The organism is Alkalicella caledoniensis, assembly GCF_014467015.1.
GTDB lineage: Bacteria > Bacillota > Proteinivoracia > Proteinivoracales > Proteinivoracaceae > Alkalicella > Alkalicella caledoniensis.
Genome location: NZ_CP058559.1, coordinates 1,430,435 through 1,451,718 on the forward strand (window position 1 = coordinate 1,430,435; position 21,284 = coordinate 1,451,718).

23 protein-coding genes are annotated in these 21,284 nt (G+C 37.2%); 5 read left to right on the plus strand and 18 right to left on the minus strand.

The window, feature by feature from the left end; all coding sequences use genetic code 11:
• Positions 1-24: 24 nt before the first annotated feature.
• From HYG86_RS06970 to HYG86_RS06980, 3 genes are all read left to right on the plus strand, one after another.
• Positions 25-501: a hypothetical protein gene (locus tag HYG86_RS06970; RefSeq protein WP_213168318.1), complete on the plus strand. Its 477-nt coding sequence runs from the start codon at positions 25-27 to the stop codon at positions 499-501.
• A gap of 23 nt (positions 502-524) precedes the next feature.
• A complete protein-coding gene (locus tag HYG86_RS06975) occupies positions 525-1,415 on the plus strand; it encodes a sensor histidine kinase (protein WP_213168320.1) in 891 nt (296 codons plus the stop codon).
• A gap of 171 nt (positions 1,416-1,586) precedes the next feature.
• Positions 1,587-3,038, plus strand: a complete 1,452-nt coding sequence (locus HYG86_RS06980; protein ID WP_213166227.1) for an IS1182 family transposase — start codon at positions 1,587-1,589, stop codon at positions 3,036-3,038.
• 160 nt (positions 3,039-3,198) lie between these two features.
• Here HYG86_RS06980 and HYG86_RS06985 read toward each other — a convergent pair whose 3' ends face one another.
• From HYG86_RS06985 to tsaE, 6 genes are all read right to left on the minus strand, one after another.
• Positions 3,199-3,891: a 5'-methylthioadenosine/adenosylhomocysteine nucleosidase gene (locus HYG86_RS06985; RefSeq protein WP_213168322.1), complete on the minus strand. Its 693-nt coding sequence runs from the start codon at positions 3,889-3,891 to the stop codon at positions 3,199-3,201.
• 16 nt (positions 3,892-3,907) lie between these two features.
• On the minus strand, positions 3,908-5,284 hold the full coding sequence (gene murC, locus HYG86_RS06990) for a UDP-N-acetylmuramate--L-alanine ligase (protein WP_213168324.1): 1,377 nt from the start codon (positions 5,282-5,284) through the stop codon (positions 3,908-3,910).
• 405 nt (positions 5,285-5,689) lie between these two features.
• Complete coding sequence (tsaD, locus tag HYG86_RS06995; RefSeq protein WP_213168326.1) at positions 5,690-6,700, minus strand: tRNA (adenosine(37)-N6)-threonylcarbamoyltransferase complex transferase subunit TsaD; 1,011 nt, start codon at positions 6,698-6,700, stop codon at positions 5,690-5,692.
• Between the two features lie 16 nt (positions 6,701-6,716).
• Positions 6,717-7,178 (minus strand): ribosomal protein S18-alanine N-acetyltransferase, encoded by a 462-nt coding sequence (gene rimI, locus HYG86_RS07000; RefSeq protein ID WP_246451910.1) that lies wholly within the window; start codon positions 7,176-7,178, stop codon positions 6,717-6,719.
• Positions 7,178-7,879, minus strand: coding sequence for a tRNA (adenosine(37)-N6)-threonylcarbamoyltransferase complex dimerization subunit type 1 TsaB (gene tsaB / locus HYG86_RS07005; protein ID WP_213168328.1), 702 nt, complete (start codon positions 7,877-7,879; stop codon positions 7,178-7,180). Before tsaB ends, rimI begins: the two co-directional genes overlap by 1 nt.
• The gene (gene tsaE, locus HYG86_RS07010; protein ID WP_213168330.1) at positions 7,879-8,331 is read right to left on the minus strand and encodes a tRNA (adenosine(37)-N6)-threonylcarbamoyltransferase complex ATPase subunit type 1 TsaE; all 453 of its coding nucleotides are present in this window, start codon (positions 8,329-8,331) and stop codon (positions 7,879-7,881) included. Before tsaE ends, tsaB begins: the two co-directional genes overlap by 1 nt.
• Before the next feature lie 279 nt (positions 8,332-8,610).
• On the opposite strand from tsaE, the gene HYG86_RS07015 reads away from it, so the two are divergent.
• Positions 8,611-9,009 carry a hypothetical protein gene (locus tag HYG86_RS07015; protein ID WP_213168332.1) on the plus strand — a complete coding sequence of 133 codons (399 nt, stop codon included), beginning with the start codon at positions 8,611-8,613 and terminating at the stop codon, positions 9,007-9,009.
• A gap of 225 nt (positions 9,010-9,234) precedes the next feature.
• Here the strand turns inward: HYG86_RS07015 and HYG86_RS07020 are convergent, their stop codons facing one another.
• The 8 genes from HYG86_RS07020 to HYG86_RS07055 all read right to left on the minus strand — a co-directional run bounded on the left by HYG86_RS07020 (position 9,235) and on the right by HYG86_RS07055 (position 15,994).
• Entirely contained in the window at positions 9,235-10,350 is a 1,116-nt protein-coding gene (locus HYG86_RS07020; protein WP_213168334.1) for a hypothetical protein, read from the minus strand.
• Positions 10,350-12,176: a glutamate mutase L gene (locus HYG86_RS07025; RefSeq protein WP_213168335.1), complete on the minus strand. Its 1,827-nt coding sequence runs from the start codon at positions 12,174-12,176 to the stop codon at positions 10,350-10,352. The genes HYG86_RS07020 and HYG86_RS07025 overlap by 1 nt, the downstream gene beginning before the upstream one ends.
• Positions 12,177-12,221: 45 nt before the next feature.
• Positions 12,222-12,851 carry a hypothetical protein gene (locus tag HYG86_RS07030; protein ID WP_213168337.1) on the minus strand — a complete coding sequence of 210 codons (630 nt, stop codon included), beginning with the start codon at positions 12,849-12,851 and terminating at the stop codon, positions 12,222-12,224.
• A 32-nt stretch (positions 12,852-12,883) separates the two neighbouring features.
• Positions 12,884-13,708 (minus strand): hypothetical protein, encoded by an 825-nt coding sequence (locus tag HYG86_RS07035; RefSeq protein ID WP_213168339.1) that lies wholly within the window; start codon positions 13,706-13,708, stop codon positions 12,884-12,886.
• A gap of 23 nt (positions 13,709-13,731) precedes the next feature.
• Positions 13,732-14,349, minus strand: a complete 618-nt coding sequence (locus tag HYG86_RS07040) for a hypothetical protein (protein WP_213168341.1) — start codon at positions 14,347-14,349, stop codon at positions 13,732-13,734.
• 31 nt (positions 14,350-14,380) lie between these two features.
• Positions 14,381-15,178, minus strand: coding sequence for a DUF6754 domain-containing protein (locus HYG86_RS07045; RefSeq protein ID WP_213168342.1), 798 nt, complete (start codon positions 15,176-15,178; stop codon positions 14,381-14,383).
• Between the two features lie 26 nt (positions 15,179-15,204).
• Entirely contained in the window at positions 15,205-15,501 is a 297-nt protein-coding gene (locus HYG86_RS07050; protein ID WP_213168344.1) for a hypothetical protein, read from the minus strand.
• A gap of 205 nt (positions 15,502-15,706) precedes the next feature.
• Positions 15,707-15,994 carry a hypothetical protein gene (locus tag HYG86_RS07055; protein WP_213168345.1) on the minus strand — a complete coding sequence of 96 codons (288 nt, stop codon included), beginning with the start codon at positions 15,992-15,994 and terminating at the stop codon, positions 15,707-15,709.
• A gap of 341 nt (positions 15,995-16,335) precedes the next feature.
• On the opposite strand from HYG86_RS07055, the gene HYG86_RS07060 reads away from it, so the two are divergent.
• Positions 16,336-17,541, plus strand: coding sequence for a S8 family peptidase (locus HYG86_RS07060; RefSeq protein WP_246451912.1), 1,206 nt, complete (start codon positions 16,336-16,338; stop codon positions 17,539-17,541).
• A 14-nt stretch (positions 17,542-17,555) separates the two neighbouring features.
• Here HYG86_RS07060 and rsgA read toward each other — a convergent pair whose 3' ends face one another.
• The 4 genes from rsgA to HYG86_RS07080 all read right to left on the minus strand — a co-directional run bounded on the left by rsgA (position 17,556) and on the right by HYG86_RS07080 (position 21,052).
• Complete coding sequence (rsgA, locus tag HYG86_RS07065) at positions 17,556-18,647, minus strand: ribosome small subunit-dependent GTPase A (RefSeq protein WP_213168349.1); 1,092 nt, start codon at positions 18,645-18,647, stop codon at positions 17,556-17,558.
• A gap of 508 nt (positions 18,648-19,155) precedes the next feature.
• The gene (locus HYG86_RS07070; protein ID WP_213168351.1) at positions 19,156-19,767 is read right to left on the minus strand and encodes a histidine phosphatase family protein; all 612 of its coding nucleotides are present in this window, start codon (positions 19,765-19,767) and stop codon (positions 19,156-19,158) included.
• 141 nt (positions 19,768-19,908) lie between these two features.
• Positions 19,909-20,433 (minus strand): GNAT family N-acetyltransferase, encoded by a 525-nt coding sequence (locus HYG86_RS07075; protein WP_213168353.1) that lies wholly within the window; start codon positions 20,431-20,433, stop codon positions 19,909-19,911.
• A 4-nt stretch (positions 20,434-20,437) separates the two neighbouring features.
• Complete coding sequence (locus tag HYG86_RS07080; RefSeq protein ID WP_213168354.1) at positions 20,438-21,052, minus strand: GNAT family N-acetyltransferase; 615 nt, start codon at positions 21,050-21,052, stop codon at positions 20,438-20,440.
• Positions 21,053-21,284 lie beyond the last annotated feature (232 nt).

Genomic DNA, 21,284 nt, shown 5'->3' on the forward strand with positions numbered 1-21,284 from the left:
GGGTAATTAAAGGGAGGGGTAATAGTGGAGCTAACTTCAGTTTTCAATTTTGTCTTTAGTGTAATTCCAAGGTCCTTTGTAGCTGTATATTTTTGTTTGTCTTTTATAAAACTACGACCAAAGGTAGGACAATTTGTTTCTAGCAGTTTACTGTTTGCTTTTGTTATTTGGATATCAAGGGCAGTGTTTAGTTTTGGTTTCCATTCACTTGTACCAATGATGTTTTTAGCATACATACTGCACCACATATCATATGAAAGATTAAACTCTACTTTTTCCATTGCAGTAATCTACTTTACATTACTATATATCATTGACTTTTTTGTCCTATATATTTATAACTCAATTACAAATTTATCAATAGAACAAATATGGTCTTTAGAATTTATAAGAGTTATCTTAACTATACCTGCTTCTTTGTTTTTTTTATGTGTTGGCTTTCTTATACGTTGGCAACTCAGAAGAAACTTAAAAGACCTAGCTACAGTAGCTAGGTACTAAATAGAGGTGTAGGGGGGAGCTTTTTGGAAACTAAATCTAGTCTCAAGGTTACTTTTTTAATAAACGGTGTTTTAATACAGTCATTCTTACAGATACTATTAATAACTATGAATCATAACGGGCTTTTTGCTGATATTGCTTTTGTAATGAATGATCGTATGGTGGTAGTTGCACTTTTGGTCAATATGGTTGTTTTTGTTTTAGTCCTTTTAAATATAAAAAAACTACGTAAAGTTGCAACTCAAGAGTTTGTCATAGAAAAGCAAAAAGAAAATCTTGATAATCTGGGTAAGCTGGTTGAAACAATTCAACAGCAAAAGCATGATTTTATGAATCACCTACAAGTTATCAATGGTTTCTCTGATTTGGGTAACTATGATGAGTTAAATAAATACGTCAAGGAAATAACCAATGAAGTTAGGCCACATTTTCAACTTATGCAAATATCCCGCCTTGAAATAAAATCGCTTCTGCTTGTAAAAGCAGGGGTTGCCAAAGAAAGCAAAATTGATTTTATGATGGCAATTGAAGATGATTTCGAAGCTTTTCCATTATGTAAAATCCAAGCTGTGAACCTTCTAGGTAATTTAATAGATAACGCATTTAAAGCCGCAAGCAAAGCAGATAAGCCTTTTGTTAAGTTATATTTAGGTTTTGAAAACGGCTTTAATGTCATAAGAATCTTTAATAATGGGGGTTATATACCTCAAGATTTAGGTGAAGAAATTTTTTTAAAAGGGTATACAACTAAAAAAGGAAGTAATGGCTTAGGTTTATATATAATAAAGTCCATAGTGAGTGAATATGGTGGCTCCATTATATATAACAGCAAGCCAGAAACAGGCACAGAGTTTATCATAAGAGTCCCAGTGGGACAAGATAAGTCTATGTTTGTAAAAGAGCAAGGAGAGTAATCCAAGCTCTTTTTTTGTGTCCTTTTTGAGGCAATAAAAGAGCCCATGCTTTAGCGAGGGCACTGAAAAAGTCCCTTCAAAGCGAAAAAAGGCATAATTCCTTAAACACTAAGGTAATTATGCTTTTTTTGCTGTATAATTGAAGTATCAATTAAGAATTGGGTGGGTGCTATGATACAAAATCAACAGTCAATGATTTTAAGTCCATATATGGAGATATATAATTTGGTCGTTCCAAAGGAAAATTTACTCCGTAGAATTAATGATCTGGTCGACTTCTCTTTTGTTTATGGTGAGCTTAAAGATAAATATTGCCATAATAACGGTAGAAATGCTATCGATCCCATTCGCATGTTTAAGTATTTATTACTAAAAACGATTTATGACTTGTCGGATGTAGATGTGGTGGAACGCTCAAAATATGACATGTCCTTTAAGTATTTTCTAAATATGGCTCCTGAAGAGTCGGTGATAGAGCCAAGTTCTCTTACGAAATTTCGAAAACTACGCTTAGAAAATATAAACTTATTGGATATGCTTATCAATAAAACTGTTGAAATAGCCATTGAAAAGGAAATCATCAAAAGTAAATCCATTATCGTGGATGCCACCCACACAAGAGCGCGCTACAATCAAAAATCCCCCAGAGAAATTCTGATGGATCGGTCTAAAAAGCTGAGAAAAGTTATTTATCAGATAGATGAAACTATGAAGGATAAATTTCCTACCAAAAACACAACAGATGCCTTAGAAGCTGAAATAGACTATTGCCACAAGCTTATTGAGGTGGTTGAAAAGGAAGATGCTTTTGCTCAATATCCAAAAGTAAAGGAACAATTGAACCTTTTAAAAGAATCAGTTGCTGATGATATTGAACACTTACAAATATCTCAGGATCAAGATGCAAGAATAGGTCATAAAAGTGCCGATACATCATTTTTTGGTTACAAAACCCATATTGCCATAAGCGAAGAAAGAATTATTACAGCTGCAACAGTTACAACCGGAGAAAAAAATGATGGGAAACAATTAGAAACACTGATAGAAAAAAGTGTAAAAGCTGGGATGAAAGTTGAAACTGTTATCGGTGATGCTGCATATTCTGAAAAAGGCAACATTGAATATACAAAAGAGAAAAAAATAAAATTAGTCGCCAAATTAAACCCATCTGTAACACAAGGTTTCCGAAAAAAAGAAGATGAATTCGATTTTAATAAAGATGCTGGAATGTATATATGTAAGGCTGGCCATATGGCTATACGTAAAGCTCGCCAAGGGAAGAAAAAATTTTCCACTAATCAAACAGACACATACTATTTTGATATAGAAAAGTGTAAGGTATGCCATTTAAAAGAAGGGTGCTATAAATCTGGAGCTAAAAGTAAGACCTATTCCGTAAGCATCAAATCTGACGAACATACCGAGCAGGCGAAATTCCAAGAAAGTGATTACTTTAAAGAAAAATCTAAAGAGCGCTATAAAATAGAAGCAAAAAATAGTGAATTAAAACATAGACACGGGTATGATGTTTCAAAATCCTCGGGTCTAATTGGCATGGAGATGCAGGGAGCTATGTCAATATTTACGGTAAACCTAAAAAGAATTTTAAAAATAATGGATTAAGAATAAGCGAAATAAAAAATGGCATAATCATTAAAAAACGACTCTAGATTCAAATTTTGAATAGAGAGTCGTTTTTTTTTAGTACAAGTTATTCTGTTTAAATGAAATACATAAGATTTTCAGTGCCCTCGCTTTAGCATGGGCTCTTTTATACTAACTATTATATGTTTCTCAACATTGCTCCAACAAGTTTTAAGGCATTTTCCGCTGCTTTGTTCACAAAGGTAGCGAAATCTTCGTGGGCGGAGCCGTCGGCTTTATCAGACATGGATCTAATAACCACAAAATCAACATCGTTTAAATAACATGCTTGAGCAACTGCAGCTCCTTCCATCTCCACACATAGACCATTGAATTTTTCTCCTAGCTCTAAGGCTTTACCCTTATCTGCAACAAATATGTCCCCAGATAAGATTCTCCCAGTGTATACTGCTGGAAACTCTTCAATGCCTTCTGCACTTCTTATTGCAAGATCTATTAACTGTTGTGCTGCAGCAAACTCAACTTTATCTAATCTTGGGACTTCACCTGGCTTATAACCAAAAGCTGTTGCGTCAAAGTCATGTTGAACACAATCAGTTGATATAACAACATCCCCTACATTGACATATTGAGCTAATCCACCAGCTACACCAGTAAAAATAACCTTTCTAACGCTAAAATCATCAAATAGTACTTGACTACAGATTGCAGCATTAACCTTGCCGATGCCACATCTAACAAGAACTATCTCCTTGTCATATAACTTCCCTTTATAAAATTCCATACCTGCTTTTTTTATAACTTCTAAAGCAGTCATATTGTCTTTGAATAGCTTTACTTCTTCTTCCATGGCTCCGATAATTGCCAACATATTTGCCCACTCCTTATTAAGCTTGTTGTTCTAGCCACTGTCCTAGTTCATAGGCAACCTTGTAAATATCTCCTGCACCCATGGTTATAACTAGGTCATTTGGCTGTACTTCTTTCTTTAGGTAGTCTAATATATCTTCTTGAGGTCCCATATAAATTGCTTCTTTATGCCCATAAGCCTTAATTTTTTCAACGAGTATCTTAGATGTTACACCTTCAATGGGTTCTTCACCTGCTGTGTATATATCTGCAAGTATAGCCTTTTGAGCATCATCGAAGCTTTGGGCAAACTCTTCTATAAAAAACTTTGTTCTAGTGTATCTTTGGGGTTGAAAAATAGCAATAACTCTACCCATACCCACTTTTTTAGCTGCTTTTAAAGTAGCCTTTATCTCAGTAGGGTGATGAGCATAATCATCAACAACTAAAACTTCATTATTGTGGATTACTTGGAATCTCCTTTTTGCACCAACAAAACTTTTTAATGCTTTATTCACATCCTCAATATCAACACCATTGAGAAGCCCTACAACTGTGGCTCCTAGGGCATTTAAGATATTGTGCTCACCGGGTACAGCTAGTTCTATTTGCCCTAAAAGCTTCCCTTCCTTGTAAAGATCAAATGTTGATCCCATTTCTTTTAAGACTATGTTTTTTGGGTAATACATATTGGTGTCCGCTAGACCATAGGTCACTAGATTTTTATCGAAACCTCTATTTAAGACTTCTTTTATGTTTTCATCATCATAATATACCACCGCAGAACCATCTTCTTCTAGGTTTTTCAAAAAGTCGTGGTACGTGTCCAACAACTTTTCAAAACTACCATCATAATGCTCTAAGTGGTCCGCCTCTATGTTTGTTATTAGGGCAATATCTGGGTTATATCTTAAAAAAGAATGATCACTTTCACAGGCCTCAGCCACTACAATGTTACTTTTCCCTAATCTTGCATTTCCTTCAAAGTTGCTTAATTCTCCTCCAATTAAAGCTGTAGGATCCTTACCGCCCTGTTCTAGTATTAGTGAGGTCATGGATGTGGTTGTGGTTTTGCCATGGGCACCAGCTATTGCTATACCGTAGCCTTGATTCAAAAGCACTGCTAACATCTCTGAACGATGATATATCTTTAAACCCTTTGCCCTTGCTTCAGCAAGTTCTGGGTTACTATCTGGAATAGCCGTTGAGTAGATAATTGCTTCGGTGTCTTGAATGTTTTCTTTACTGTGTCCTAGATATATCTTTGCACCTTTGTTTATAAGTCTTTCTACTATACTACTTTTATTTAAATCAGAACCACTTACCTGATAACCTTTTTCTAACAATATCTTAGCGATGGCACTCATACCATAACCGCCTATTCCAATTAGATGAAATTTGTTTATACCTTCCATATAATTAGTCACCCTCTTTCTCAGAATTTTACTAAGTTGTTACTACATATTATGATAAATGCCTATTTTGGTTAACTTTATTAAATATATTTATTATAGGTTAAAAAGCCTAAAATATCCAATTAACTCTATTATCATTATAATGTTACATTCTTTCCAAAAAACTGTCAAATATAAAAAAAGCATTAAGGGAACAAACCTTCGGTTATCCACATTGTCCACAGGGTTATCCACATATCAAAGGACTAATTTTGTGGGTTTTTGTCGTTTTTATCCACATTATCCACATTATTTGTCGAAATAAACTTTTGAGATTATCCACATTGTGAATTTCTTAATTTAAGGCACTTTTTATATACTTATCCACACTATCCACAGAAAAAACAGGTGTTCTTTGTGGATAACTTATCCTAGGGGCATGGAAGCATATGCATTGAGTTCTAAATCTGCCCTAACACCTGCTTTATATAAGTAATAGCCCACTGTTGCAATCATAGCTGCATTGTCAGTGCATAAGGAGAGGCTCGGTCTAAATAAATTCAACCCTTCTTCATTGCATCTTTTTTCAATAGATTTTCTTAAGCCACTATTTGCTGATACACCACCTGCTATGATTACATTATCTACACCTTTAAATTTAGCACACTCAATTGTCTTATCAACAAGAACATCTACCACTGCTTGTTGAAAGGATGCGCAGACATCATCAACATTTATTGCTTCTTGGCGTTGTTCACTATTGTGTAGAAAGTTTAGAACAGCAGATTTTAATCCGCTGAAACTGAAATCAAAACTCCCCTTCTCCAAAAATACCCTTGGAAATCCTATGGCTGATGCATCACCTTTTTGAGCTCTTTTATCCACAACAGGTCCTCCTGGGTAACCAAGACCCATTGCCCTTGCTATTTTATCAAAGGCTTCTCCAGCAGCATCATCCCTAGTTTGACCCATTATTTCAAAGCTTAGGTGCTTATCCATGTAAATTAAATCAGTATGTCCACCTGACACAATAAGGGCCACTAAAGGGAACTCCACTGGGTTATCTAAAAAGCATGCATAGATATGACCAGCCAAATGATTTACAGGTACCAGTGGTTTGTTTAAGCCATAAGCCAATGACTTTGCCACTGATACACCAACTAATAGTGCTCCCACTAAACCAGGCCCGTTGGTAACAGCTATGCATTCTATCTCGTCTAAAGTACAGTTTGCTTCTTCTAGGGCTTCTTCCACGAGGGGTAAAATACCCTCAAGGTGATGTCTTGACGCCACCTCTGGTACAACACCTCCGAAAACTTTATGTATTTCTATTTGTGATAAAACCTTATTTGCAAGAACCCTTTTTCCGTTTTCTACTATGGCAATTGCTGTCTCATCACAAGACGTCTCTACAGCTAATACTTTACATGTATCCAATCATATAACCTCCAAACTAACTAAGATTTAACCACATTATTATTGCATCTTCATTATTATCAGAATAATACCCTTTCCTGATACCTTCTTCGTAAAAACCTAACTTTTTGTATAAATCCTTTGCTGGATCATTGGATTTCCTCACTTCCAAAGTTATCCTCAAAATACCTCTAAGTTTCACAGTGTCCTGTAGTATCTTGAGTAAACCACATGCAATTCCCAGTCTCTTATATTCAGGGTGGACAGCTACATTTGTTATATGGCACTCATCGAGTATAAGCCAACTTCCCACATATGCTACTACCTTATCCTCTTTTTGCGGATCTAACACCACTAAATAAAATGCAAAGTTATTATCAGTAACTTCCTTTTCAAAGGATTCCTTTGACCAAGGTGTTGTGAAACATAGTTTTTCAACTTCCCAAACTCCCTCAATATGTTGTAAACCCATGGGGACTACAACAAAATTCTCCTCCATTAACTACACCCCTTTAGTATATTCCTCTCCGCTTCGGAAAGCCTAAGGTACTCAGGCTTTAAAGTAAAGGGATCATCTCCCCCTTTTAGCTTGTACTGTTCTAATGCAATTTGCCCAATTGATACTGCACTGGGAATACAATTGTATTGAGATATGAATTTAGCCCTATCACCTAAAGCCATTGTTATTTGTTCAGAAAATACGGGTACCCCGTCCCCAGTAAAAATAAACTCTCCCTCTAGTTCATTCAGTTTCCCAATGAGTTCATCTAGTTTAATTATACTGTCTTCTAGTAATCTAGCATATGAGCTGATGTTATACTTAAAGATAGCTGTATAAACTTGATTTCTGCGGGCATTTAAGATTGGTACAACTGTTGCTTCGTGGTTGTTAGTACTTAGGGCTAGGCCTTCTAGGGTAGAAATACCTACCACTGGGATCTTTCTGCCATAGGCTAACCCTTTAGCTGTTGAGATACCAATGCGTAAACCCGTAAAAGAGCCTGGCCCCACTGCCACACCAATTAACTCCACATCATCAAGTTTCTTTTCCACACTTTTAAGTAGCATGTCCACTGCAGGCATAAGCTTTTGGGAGTGTGTATGTTCAGAATTTATTCTTATTTCTCCTAGTGTTTTATTATCATCAACCAATGCCACACTACATGTTTTGGTGGATGTCTCCATACTTAAACAAAGCATTATTCCAACTCCTTCGTCAACTCTTTTCCTCGGGCTGTATCTACTATTTTTAATTCCCGTTGGTTTTCACCAGTTTTATCTATGGTTATTTTTATATATGGTATGTGCTCTTGTTGTAAAAGTTCTTGGGCTAAAGCACCCCACTCCATAACAAGCACACCTTGCTCTAAGTAGTCATCAAAACCAAGATCGTATATTTCTTCTGGGTTTTGTAATCTATAAAGGTCAAAGTGATATAGGGGAATTCGTCCATTATACTCTATAACGTAAGTAAAGGTTGGACTTTTGACATAAGAGTCTATACCTAATCCCTTTGCTATGCCTTGGGTAAAAGTAGTTTTTCCTGCTCCAAGATCTCCATCTAATAGCAGGATATCACCCTTTTTTAATAACTCACCTATTTTTTTACCAAAATCTTGGGTCTCTTTCATATGGTTAAATCTAAAATTCATTTTAAACATCCTCTTTTCCTTCTTTTAACTAATTAGATTATATATTTTACAGTGATTTTTTTCAAATTTTGCCTCTAAAATCTTTAACTCCAAAACTTAGCCATAAATTTACACAGAATCCCCGTAGGCTCTTTTGAACATAAGGGTTTTAATTGTCAATTGAAATTACACATTGCAAACTGGAAATTTCTCTCCTTCCCCCTTAAACCCTACCCTAATCCTGTCATCACTTAAGCTAACCTGGCATATTATATATAAAAGTGTTAGGAGGGAAGTGCCATGTTTAGATTATTTAATAATGCTAGAACGTGGTTCCAGAAGGTCTTTAAGTACCCTAAAGTAGAATATATTCCAATATCTTTTAGGAAAATAACCCAGATACCTATAAATACTTCTGTAACTCGTGTTAATGTTTACCCTTCCCTAGATGCAGTTCCAAATATCCATAATCAACTAAAGGATCAACATTCTCGTGGCCTATTTATGACTATAAATAATTATAGTGTTGCAGACATGAGATTCCGTGGTGGGGTTTGCACCGTTGTTGTAAAGCCAAACCAGCAGATTATGGAAGTTGTATGGCTAAATAGTCAATACTTCCCAGCCGGAACTACTGTGCATTTTACTGCAATGACCAAAGAAGGAGTAAGGCTCACGTGGACAAATTATAGGGTTTAAGGATAATTTCGGCAACATGTTTGCTTAGGCAAAAAGATAAACACACAATAATCCCCGACATATGAAATCGGGGATTTTCCTTTATGTTGTCGACCCCAGTAATAGACTGTTCAAAAGTCTGTAGATTTGAGGCGCAAAAAAGCCCGGCACCGCAGCGTATAAACATACGTGAGGATGCCGGGCTTTTGTAGCAACAAAAAAGATGCTGGCTTTTCAACAGTCTATCTATCCTTCGATTATTTCTACGTTCGCTCTGGGCACCGTAACTTTGCCTCCCTGGTCCAGTTGCAACTCTAACACCCTTACTTTCGCCTCTGTGTCAATCTTTGTTAGTTGTATGGGAAGACCTGTAACAGTACCAAGCTTTCCGAAGAATGGAGTTCTGATAACTCTAACCCTTGTTCCAATACTTAGGCCTAATACTTCCTCATCTTCTTCCCTTTCTTCGTACTCTCTAGGAACAATAACTTCTGGTCTTAGTACACCTGCCCTGATTTGGGTAGCTCCATTTACTGAAGCCATCTTTCCTTCTAAATTTTTTAGAAGGTTAAAGGTCTTTTCAGCCATGGGTATCTTTCCAAAACCTTCTGTCATAACAACAGTGAGGCTTATATCTTCGTGCCCAGTTATTGCTACACCAATCTCATACCCTAAATAATCGTTAAGTTCGTTATCTAAAACTCCCCCTGTGATTATACCTATAACTCCTATTTTTTCAGCCTTTTTCATGGCTCTAGAGCTCACAAGGGCACCGCCAACTAAGATTCTGTCTTTATCTTCTTCCGTAATCATAGTATCAGTTAGGACATCTGTTGGTTTTTTAACTGCCATCTTTAGTTGACCAAAGCTTTCGGGACCTACACCAAATATTCCCTGTACAAGGGCAGCTGGTGTTTCAATAACTACACCTTCTTCATCTATGGTTTCTATTACTTTCCCTTGTACATACCCCGTCACTGCCACAGGGATCGCAGGTTCTCGTATGGTAACCTGTCCTGTAATATCAGAAACGTGTTCTAAAATACCTGACACATGGGATTTACACTCACCCTTAAATAAACCAAAGAAACTGCTGAATTTAGCTAAAATATCCTTTTCTTTTATTTCATCACCTATTTTCTTTACCATTGCTTCTGGTAAATCCTCTGGCTCTAAGTTTAACTGATTAGCTACATTAACTACATGGGGTCGCCCTGGTATATTAGTTTTTGCTACAACAGTGTGGGGAGTTACATACTCGCCTGCTTTCACTAGTACGTCACCTTTAAGTGGAAGCCTTCTGGTTTTACGAACCTTTGTCATTTCAGTAACCATTAAGCCTGGTGAATAAGCATCACTCATTATTTACCCCTCCCCTCTTCTAGTCCTACACTTACTATTGGATACATGTTGGTTTGGCTAAACCATGTTAATAATTGCTTAGCTCTTTCTTTAGGATCCGTTGAAATGCTTAAAGGTCTTCCTCTACAATCTAAGAAAATACCACAAACACCACCACTTACTTCTTTTTTGGTATGCTTTCCTTTACCATTACCTATATCTAAACCTGAAGCAGGGATTATATCCATTTCCATACTATCCTCACATGGTATGACCCGTATCTCACCACCATAAATAGTCTCTTCATGTTCTTTACCATCTTTTAAATATTTGACCTTTAAGGCAGCAGCACCTTTTTTGATATTCCCTGTAGGTGTTATACATGTTCCTAAATGAATAAGACAATCTTTTTCAAATACTTCTGTGGCCGCCTTTGGGTGTACTGATGAAAGGACACCTAGCTGAGGCATCATAAATATGCTATCCACTGCTAATCTTGTGATGCCTTCTGGTTGGAATGCATCTATCATCATTATACCACTTTGCAGTCTTCTAGGAGCATGGGACAAGGCCCCCCCACTGCCGATGATCATATCTAAATCCATCATATCAATTATGGTGTCCTCACCTGAGCTTTGGTCGAATGCATCGGAAATATTCCTCTGGCGCTGCACTCCCCTAAGTCCTACGGCTAATGTTTTATGATGTGCAAAAGCCAGTGACAATGCCTCCCTAGCAATGGCTTGCTCTACTATTAGGTCTTCTAGTGTATGTGGGATTGTAGTTGGTCTAATCATTTTATTGCGTATTCTATTTTTAATTTCGTTTGGATCCATATCAAAGGGGATCCATCTCATTATATTATCAATACCTGTTTCAACAAGTACATTACAAACGCTATAACTCATTCCTAAATTGGCACTAACTGTCCTATTAAATGTGTTTTCAAACATAGAAAATACATCTGTGGTAGCCCCGCCGATATCTACACCTATAACATTGATATCATTTTCTTCTGCCACTGTTTGTATTATTTTACCCACTGCTCCAGGTGTAGGCATTATAGGTGCATCTGTCCATGATTTTAGAGTCTTGTATCCAGGAGCCTGTGCCATAACATGTTCCATAAACAAGTTATGTATTTCTTCCCTGGCAGGTCCTAGTACTTCCTTCTCTAAAACAGGCCTAATGTTATCAACATACCTAAGATCAACCTTTCCTTCTAACAGGCCACCAACTTCTTTTCTTGCCTCTTTGTTACCGCAGTATATAATTGGCAGGTTATAGCCACTTCCCAATCTAGGCTTTGGATCAGCAGCTGATAAAATCTCAGCTATCTCAACAACATGGGATTTTGTACCACCATCTATACCACCAGCAACAAGAACCATATCGGGTCTTAGTTGGCGAATTCTTTCTATCTTTTGATAAAGCAACCTTCCATCATCAACAGCAATTGTATCCATAACTATAGCTCCAGCACCCAGTGCTGCCCTTTGGGCACTTTCAGCACTCATCTTCTTAACAACACCGGCTACCATCATTTGTAATCCACCACCGGCACTACTTGTAGCTAAAAATAAGTCTACACCTTTATCCCCTTGAGCAGGTGTAATTATTCCTACTTCATCCATTATGGTCTTGCCAGCTAATTCCTCCACTTCCCTTACAGCGTTTCGTACCCCTTTAGTAACATCCTCAAAGGGCTTTTCCACAGTAGTTGGGGCCTCTCCCCTTACTTTGAGCCTATAATTTCGTCCATCAAGCTCAATTAGTATTGCTTTTGTGGTGGTACTCCCACAGTCTACTGCTAGTATTGACTTTATTTCTTCTGGAGTTTTCACCATAACACCTCCTGATTTTAAAGGGCCCGCGTTAGCGGGCCATAAGTTTTAAATTATTTGTAACCATTCACCTAGCAAGAAGTAAACTCTTCCAATAAGGAGTGATACCCTACTCATAACTGTATTACCAAAGGCTGTACCGAAGGCAATCATCATGGTCCATTTACCGATACTTGCACCGTATTTGAGCGCACCCTTTTGCTCAGTGGAGAAGAAGAAATAAATTAAAGTGCCTATAACTCCGACCACAAACAGTAGCGAGTCAAATCCAAACTTAACCATAGTGCCCCAAAGTGGCATTCTCATTGTTGCAATGATCTGGTCCATAAAAGATGCACCAATAACCCCCCTGATGGCTAAAGCACTACCAATACCGATGATAAAACCTAGGGGTATTCTACTAACCCATTTGTAGTTCTCCATAAAACGGGAATACAAAAGGATACCTAGTATTAAAGGGATGAGCATCAATAATTGTCTGGATTCACCCTCCGCTGGGTTAAATAAAGGGTTCCAGGCATTTTGTCTTATTGAATCATAACCCCAGTATAGACCTATACCGGCAGATACTCCAACAAATATATGCTCAACTGTACGATAAATTGGATTTTCTTTGTATAAAAAGCTCAGTATTGCAATTGTTCCTATGGCCGCTATCCATATACCTAAAGTTTCCATCAATTCACCTCCCTTTTATTTTTTCCGCTCAGTTATTTTTTTTTCTTAGTTGCAATATAAGCTATATTGCCTACTATGATAAAGGCTATTATAGTTAAATGGGCAACTGATTGTGCATCCATTCCACCTAAGCCTAGGCCAGGTGTATCTATTAACAACTCATACTCAGCCGCCGCTCTAAGACCGCCTAATAAAGCTCCAACGTTACCAGACTGCAGGTAAGGTGTTATACCTGATACTGAAACTGCCGTACAACCTACAAGGATAGGAACATTGTACTGAGAGCCAATTTGCTCAATATACGCCCTGTAACCTGGGTCTCCAGCAGATAAGTCAATAATTAAGTCAATATCGTTTATATCCTTAACCTCTTTCATTAATGGAATTTCGCTAAGTCTTGTTCTGTTTACATCTTCTGGGAATGTTTGATGGAAATCTCTAGCCATGGAGTTCAGTACCACTGCTCCCCCAGGCCTGTATCCTAAGTTGACGAAGTCAACCCCATACTCTTTACCCTCAACCTCAGCAGCTACGGCATTATGAACTCTGTCTGCAAAGGTTGGTCCTGCATACCATAGGCCTAAAGCCACAATTTTATGACCGTTAGTAAGTGCGTGTTTAGTAATGGCTGTTGCCTGTGGTAATAACTCAGGGGCAGAAGCTGCATCCCAGTCATATGATATAAGAATCACAGAACCTTTTGGTAAATTATCAATAGTATCATAGAAAGTTCTGGTTCCAGCATTAATTTCTACTGGTATTCCTATTGGAAATATTAAGGGTAATGCTATAGCAAAGAATAAAACGAGATAGATTATTTTACTATCAATGGTTTGCAATTTCTTTAACCATTTCATCTTTTTTCACCTCCTCGTAATTTTTATTGTCCTCCGAAGTAGGACCTATCGATACCGAAGATTATTCTTAATGATGTCACTATAGCTCCTAGGGATGCTCCGATTATAATACCCCGCATACCCGCTGAGTTAAATACTGACATAATCCAACTAGAGTAACCAGGGAACCCTTCCCATATCAATCTTCCCACAGGGGCATTACCAACCATAACAATAACTGCTGATACTAGAAGAACTGTCGCTTCTGGTGTCCTAACCCTAAAGGCTCTGTAAGAAGCAGAAGCAAGGTAAAATGCTAGTAATGCGAACATTGTTCCGTTAATGGGGACAAATATATTATCAAACATATATGAGTATATAGAGTTCGTTTGGGTCCAGCCAATTCCACTAATAGCCATTACCACCATGGAGACCAGTAGTAGTACGCTGTTATACCAACCTTCAGATTTCTTTATTGCCTTTTGCAAGTGAATTCTAAATAAGTTAGCAGCACCTAGCCCGAGGGCAAAGGCAGAAATTACAATAGCCCAGGTTTCAAATTCCCCAACTATGCCTGATATTAAGGGAATCTTAATAAAGTAGTCTAATAAAAACAATAAACCTGCTATTAAAGTAACAATAATTGGGACTTCACGACGCACATTCTTCACCTCCTCTTAGTTTCTATTTAGTTTATAGTGCTGAATACTTCGAAATAAAGTCTGTAATAACAGTCCACTCAAACTGTGTTGTTATACTACCTATTGCTATCAGTATAATAGCAAGGGCTTTACCTATATCTTGGACTGCTATACTACCTAATAGTAAAGGATCTTCTGATAAATAAGCTCCTGCAGCGAATAACTCTTCACCTATCAAGGTATAGTCACAAGCTGCAATGAAGAATGGAATCTGATGATAGTTAGCTGTTCCAGCCACTTGAATGGAACCTGCAGCAAAACCTCCCTCTGCAAAGATTAGTGATTCTGCCCAGAACGCTCCCATCATGATGTTAGTTGCAACCTTTTCCCTTGTCATAATCCCTAAGCAGCCAGCTGCATAAGCAAATTGTTCGTTGGAAAGGAACCTAATGTTGTTTGGGTTATACGCATCTGGTTTCCCTTCAGTCACATAACTTTGTTTTACAACCTCTTCAGCGATAGGAAGCATCTCAGGAATTCTAATTGTTGTGATAAGTGTAGTGTCATACTTAGCTGTTAGTTTTGCAACATAACCTAAAACAGAAAGACCTGCTAGAGATTGAGCTGCTTGTTCTTCACTTAAAGATGCAATACCAGGAGAAAAATGCACTGGTCGACCCATCTCTGTTGCTCTACCCACCGCTTCATCAATAGCCTCTAACCCATTAATTTTCCTAATGAACGGCTTCTTACCCTTTTTGGCATTCTTAATGATGATGATCATAGACAATGAAAAACCAATTGTTAAGACGAAAAGAATTAGACGTGACATGATGATAAAATCAGACATTAATAATTCACCTCCTCAAATGATTTTTATTTATAATCTTCAATCCTGACGATTAGCCTTTCCACTTCTCGCCTATCTTGAAGAATATTAGCTAAATCTTCTAAGTTCTTTTCACCAAGTATCCAATCTAGTCCAGGAGCTAAGAAGTTTACAAACGCGCTGGCGATGCCAGCAACTGGTTTATGAAGTTCTAAATAAAGTACTGCAGGTACAGCCAAGCTTTTTTTGTTAATCCAAGCTGCTATTCTTTCAATGAGCTCATCGTTAGGGTTTACAATATTATTTTCTGAGGTGGTTATAGTATCATTACTTTGGTTTACCATTTCTTTACCCCCTATTGGTTGATTAGTAGAATTATATTTTGATATTATTTTTTTTAGACCTAAAATTATATTAAGAAAATTTAAAAGATTTCTTCTGTGGTAGAAAAGGCTTGGTTTGTGGAATTTTTAGTATATGGAGTTTGATTAGTAAGGAGCTTGTAATTTTATTATAAATGGACAAAAAAAAGAGGCTTTCGCCTCCTTCTTAGTTTTTCTTCTTATTTCTTGAAAGTGAAATCCCACCGAATCCACTTATAACTGCCATATAGAATCCTATGTCATAGGGCCAGCCAGTATTGTATACTTCGTAAACACGGATATCTCTGTTGAAGAAACCTATGACCACTGAAATGGGAGCTAACCAACCATGCCAGATACCCCAAAAGAAACCAGCAGGCTGCTGCTGGGTATATGATCCATCTCCTGGAATACAGCCAGATAATATTAGTATTAGCATAAATGATAGCATGACAAGTATTACCTTTCTTTTCATTTTTAATCCCCCTTTCTATTTTGTAGTAATATAATTAACTCACTTAAATATACCTTTCAATAAATTTAATTATGTTCCTGCTTTTAATTTTAGTCGCCTATTTCAAACTAATTAAACCTACTGAGGTACTATATTAGGCAAAGGTATTTTTCTTAAAGTTGTGTTTTATGTTTATCCCTTATCTCCTATCATACCATATTATGTTATATAAATGATAAATGGAGTGATATGTGATGATAGAGGATGTGCAGTGGATAAGGATGTACAGAAGTAAAATGTGCCCTCTTTTGAGGTCAAAAATAATTAAGTGGTACAAACCTGTGAGGTTTACCCCTTGCTTTTTGCAAAAGAGTGTCAAACCCCTTTCCTTAAGGTTTAAAAAAATACCAGTAGTAGTTCAAACGGAAAGTGTTAAAGATATGGGCTGCTCCATGGCAACCATAGCTAAGTCTTCGGGATGTAAGCTTAGAAAAGACTTAGCCCTAATTAATTCTTTTTCCACTACAGTAAGTGCAAAGACACTTGAAAAATTAGTGGCAGATAATAGGGTTAAAAAAGTATGGTATGACAGTGAAGTTAGAGCAATATTAGATACAGCAATCCCTACAGTTGGTTCTTCCCCTCTTTGGGATAAGGATATTACGGGAGATGGTGTGGTAGTGGCAGTTTTAGATACAGGGGTATATGACCATCCTGACCTAAAGGGTAGAATAATAGGTTTTGTGGACTTTATCCAGGGTAAAAATACTACCTATGACGATAATGGTCACGGTACTCACGTTGCTGGAGCCATAGCTTCCGATGGAAGTAGCTCTGATGGTAAATATCGAGGACCAGCACCTAAATCAAGGATTGTTGGTGTAAAGGTGCTGAACAAAGTTGGTTCAGGCTCTCTATCAGGGGTTATTGAAGGGGTTCAGTGGTGTATTGAAAACCAACACAGGTTTGAAATACGTATCATAAATTTGTCTTTAGGTACTGAGAGTTATTCCTCTTATAAGGACGACCCACTATGTGCTGCTGTGGAAAAAGCCTGGGATGCAGGTCTTATAGTCTGTGCAGCTGCAGGAAACTCAGGTCCAAACCCAAGAACTATCAATGCTCCAGGTATCCACCCTAAAATAATTACAGTCGGTGCTATAGATGATAACAAAACCACTACACCCACTGACGATAGTGTAGCCAATTTTTCAAGCCGTGGTCCTACACCAGATGGATACGTAAAACCAGATGTGATGGCACCTGGGGTAGATATTATTTCTTTAGTTTCTCCCCGGTCCCTCATGGATAAGCAAAATAAGAATGGTAGAATTGAAAACTGGTATGTTTCTATGTCAGGAACTTCCATGGCATGCCCTATCTGTGCTGGGGTTATAGCTCAAATATTGCAATCTAACCCTAGGCTAACACCAAATAAAGTGAAATCCTTATTATTGTACTCATGCAATCCATTAGATGGTGTGGGAGAAAACGAGCAAGGGACGGGGGTAATCAGTGTGACCAATGTATTAGCCATGGATCGACCAGACAAAAAAGTGAAGGCTTAACCCTTCACTTTTTTCTAGTATTGGTACTCTATTTTACCTGTTTTGCCCCGCTTAAAGTCTTTATAATGAACCTTTTGTTTTTTTACTTTGGCGTTAGCTATTTTTTTCTGTAATCTTATTTGCTTGCTCTTATATACCCGTTCTTCTTTTTTAAGCTTAATATAGCTCTCCCACCGTTCTACTGTAAGGCTTCCAGACTCAAGTGCCTCTCTCACGGCACAGTCTGGTTCATCTTCATGGGTACAGTTATTAAACTTACATGTCCTAGCAATTTCAGCAACATCGCTAAAGGTTTTATTTAAGCCCTGGAAATTAAATAAGGCTAGTTCTCTCATGCCTGGTGTATCTATATAAAGTGCTCCATTTTCCAGTGTAAACATTTGCCTATGTGTAGTGGTATGTCGGCCCTTTTGGTCAGCCTCCCTGACATCTGCTGTTTCCATTATCTCTTCACCCATTAATACATTTAGAAGTGTTGATTTACCCACACCAGAGCTCCCCATAACCATATAAGTTTTTGTAGGTTCTAGCAGGGGCATAAGTTTATCTATACCCTTTTTTGTTATAGATGAGATTGCCATGATATCAACCCCTGGAAAAGCACTTTCCACCTCTCCTATTTTATCTATTACTTCTTCCTCTTCTAGCAAGTCTGCCTTTGTTAGCACAATCATAGGAATAGAGCCGGAATCCCACACCATAGCCACATATCTTTCTAGCCTAGCTATACTATAGTCACCAAGTAATGATTGAACCAAAATACATTTATCCACATTTGAACCTATTACTTGTGACTCCACTTCTCCATTTATTCCTTGCCTTTGTAGACAGCTTTGTCTTGGAAGCACTCCTTTAATAATCCAAGGTCCGTTAGGGTTGTTTTCCACTGCCACCCAGTCTCCTACTGCTGGATTTTTAGCCGCATATAGTGACTCATAGATCATTTTCCCAGACATCTTCGCCTGTTTTTCTCCTTCTGTTGTAAAGATATCATATCGTTCTGAGTAAACTGCACTCACTCGTGCTGGTACTAATTTTTCCCTTTGATTTAGGTTTAGGAAATTATCTTCCCATTTTTCATTCCATCCGTAGTTAGTTAAATTCAATTTGTAATTCCTCCATTTTGGTTGTAGTTTTTAGTAAAACCTCTAACACCTTTTAGACTGATAGAAAACCTCTAAACTGCAAACTTACACTGAGCCCCTTTTTATAAGAGAACCAACTGAAAGGCTGTTTGTAAGTTAAAAAAAGGCATAAAAAAGCTGCAGAGAAATAACCTCCTGCAGTTTTTGGGTACAAAAAAAACACGATAACCAAACCGTGCCTCCATTTATACTTATTAGGCTTTAGGGTTATTACTAGATCTTCGGTCAATGGCATAACTTAATAAAGTAAGTAAATTTAGCTTACTTACTAGTAAATATTACATTGACCCACTATTTAATTGGTTGGGTTCACCTCAGCAATAGACTTTTTCATAATAAAATACAACCCCTTTCCTAAGTTTCTATATTTTTACTATTTCATTATATCCTCCTATGATAGTATAGTCAATTCTGAACATATTAAATCTTTATTAATAAAACAAGCTATGCCTAGGCATAGCTTGTTTTATTAGTCTAAATGTGATACATCCCCTTCAAGGACCAGTTCCATTCTATCATCATTTACTTCCAAAATTGATAGGCAGTTATTCTTCTGAAAAGGAGGGGCCCAGATGTGTTCAATGGGGAGCTCCTTAATTATGGCAAACATAGCTTTGATAAGTACCGCATGGGATACAATAAGGATATTTTCACATCCTCTAGATGACTCCAATATGTCTTTCAAACCCTCTTTGGCTCTATTAAATAGTTCCTCAAAGCTCTCTCCATCTTTAACTGCCCTATACAAGTGGGGTTGGTTCCAAAAAAGAAACAGATCTTCACTGTACTGCTCATCGACTATATATTGATCCATTCCTTCCAAAACACCGAAGCCCATCTCCTTTAAATAGTCCTTAGTTATGATTTCTGTTTCATTAGTTCCCCTTGCATATATGGCTGTCTCATAAGCCCTTCCTAAGGGGCTACTAAATATTTTATCCAGTTTAATATCTTTAAAGTGTTCCCCCACTTTTTTTGCGTTCTTTATCCCTTCTTCAGTAAGTTCAGAGTTCATCCATCCCTGCAGCTTTCCCTCTTTATTCCAAAGTGTTTCTCCGTGTCTTGTGATATAAATCTTCATTTGCTTAATGCCCTCCTGTGAAATTTGTTATATTTGTCTATATATACTTTTCAACATTAACTAGTTAAAATCCTGCAAGAGGTCACATTAGTCTCTACCCTTTAGTGCATTTAGTGGCAGGCAGATTGTATCTTTTATCATTTATAGTTTCAGCTCTAGATGTATATCTTCTGGCTCTAGTTCTTGCTTTTCTTTGATATATTCCTCAACTATAGTACATCCCATACCTATATAGAAATTCACTGTGTTTTCAAATTCTGATGACGATACATACAGTTTCTTAGCTCCTAGTTCTTTAGCTTTTTGGCAGCAGATCTCCATTAGTTTTCTGCCTATGCCCTTCCCTCTATATTCATAGCTTACATAGAGTTTGTCAAAGTTTAGGTAAGCTTTGCTTTGACCAAAAAACACATTATCCAAAGCTGCTATACCGCAAATTATATCCCCATCAAATGCTCCGATGATATATCCTCCTCTTTCATGGATTTGATTTAATACCCCGATATATTTCTCTACCTCTTGAGGGTGCCAGCCCTTTATGTCATAAAATCTCTCCTTTAGTACTAACTTCCCTTCAATATAAAGGTATATTTTTTCTGCTATTTCTCTACGATTTATTTCTTGTAATTTATAGTTTTCTTCTTTTGTTAATACCCTATAGTACATTTATCTACTCTCCTAAATCAACGTGCTCTTTTTCAGTATATCTGTTTAACTTCTCTTCATTGGCAATAAAGTCCTCTTTGGTAAGTCCATATAATATCTCATCTACATAATGACCATCTGTGTAGATGTTCTGTCTTCTGATGCCTTCTTGTTTACAGCCAACTTTTTTTAGCATGGTTGCCGATCCCACATTCCACTGAATAACAGATCCATTATATTTATTTAGCCTACGTTCGAAAAAAGCATATCCTAAAAGTATCCTCATAGCAGCGGTACCGTAACCTTTTCCCCTTTGTCCTACACTCATTTGCATACCTATGCTAAAGGTTCCGTTTTTTTCATCTATGGAATTTAGATTGAAACTTCCCACAAACTCACCTTCTAAGTTTTCAATAGCAAACATCAATCTTCCTGTACCAGGCTTAAATCCAACAAAGGCACTATATGATTCCTTTACCTTTTCTTCCACAGGTGGTAGCTCCAACTCATACTGTAGCATTACCCGAGCTTTACTATCAAACTGGTTATAGTATGACTCCTCCCAATCCTCTTCTTTTAAAGCCCTTAATCTCACTAAATCATTTTGCCAATAGTAGTTTTCATAGTTAATTTTTTTCATTTTAAACTCTCCCCTTTTTTATGTAAAATAAAAAGGCTGTCAAAGTATAAGAGTACCTTTACAGCCTTCTTCAACTTAAACAAAAACCCACACTTAATAAAGTGCGGGTATCGTAAACAGATGAAGTGCATACTGTTCAAGATAACCCTTAACATATTCAAGTACCACAGAAAAGCTATACTAAATAAACCCCAATAATACAGGCTAATTTGCTTTACTGTTAAGTTACTTG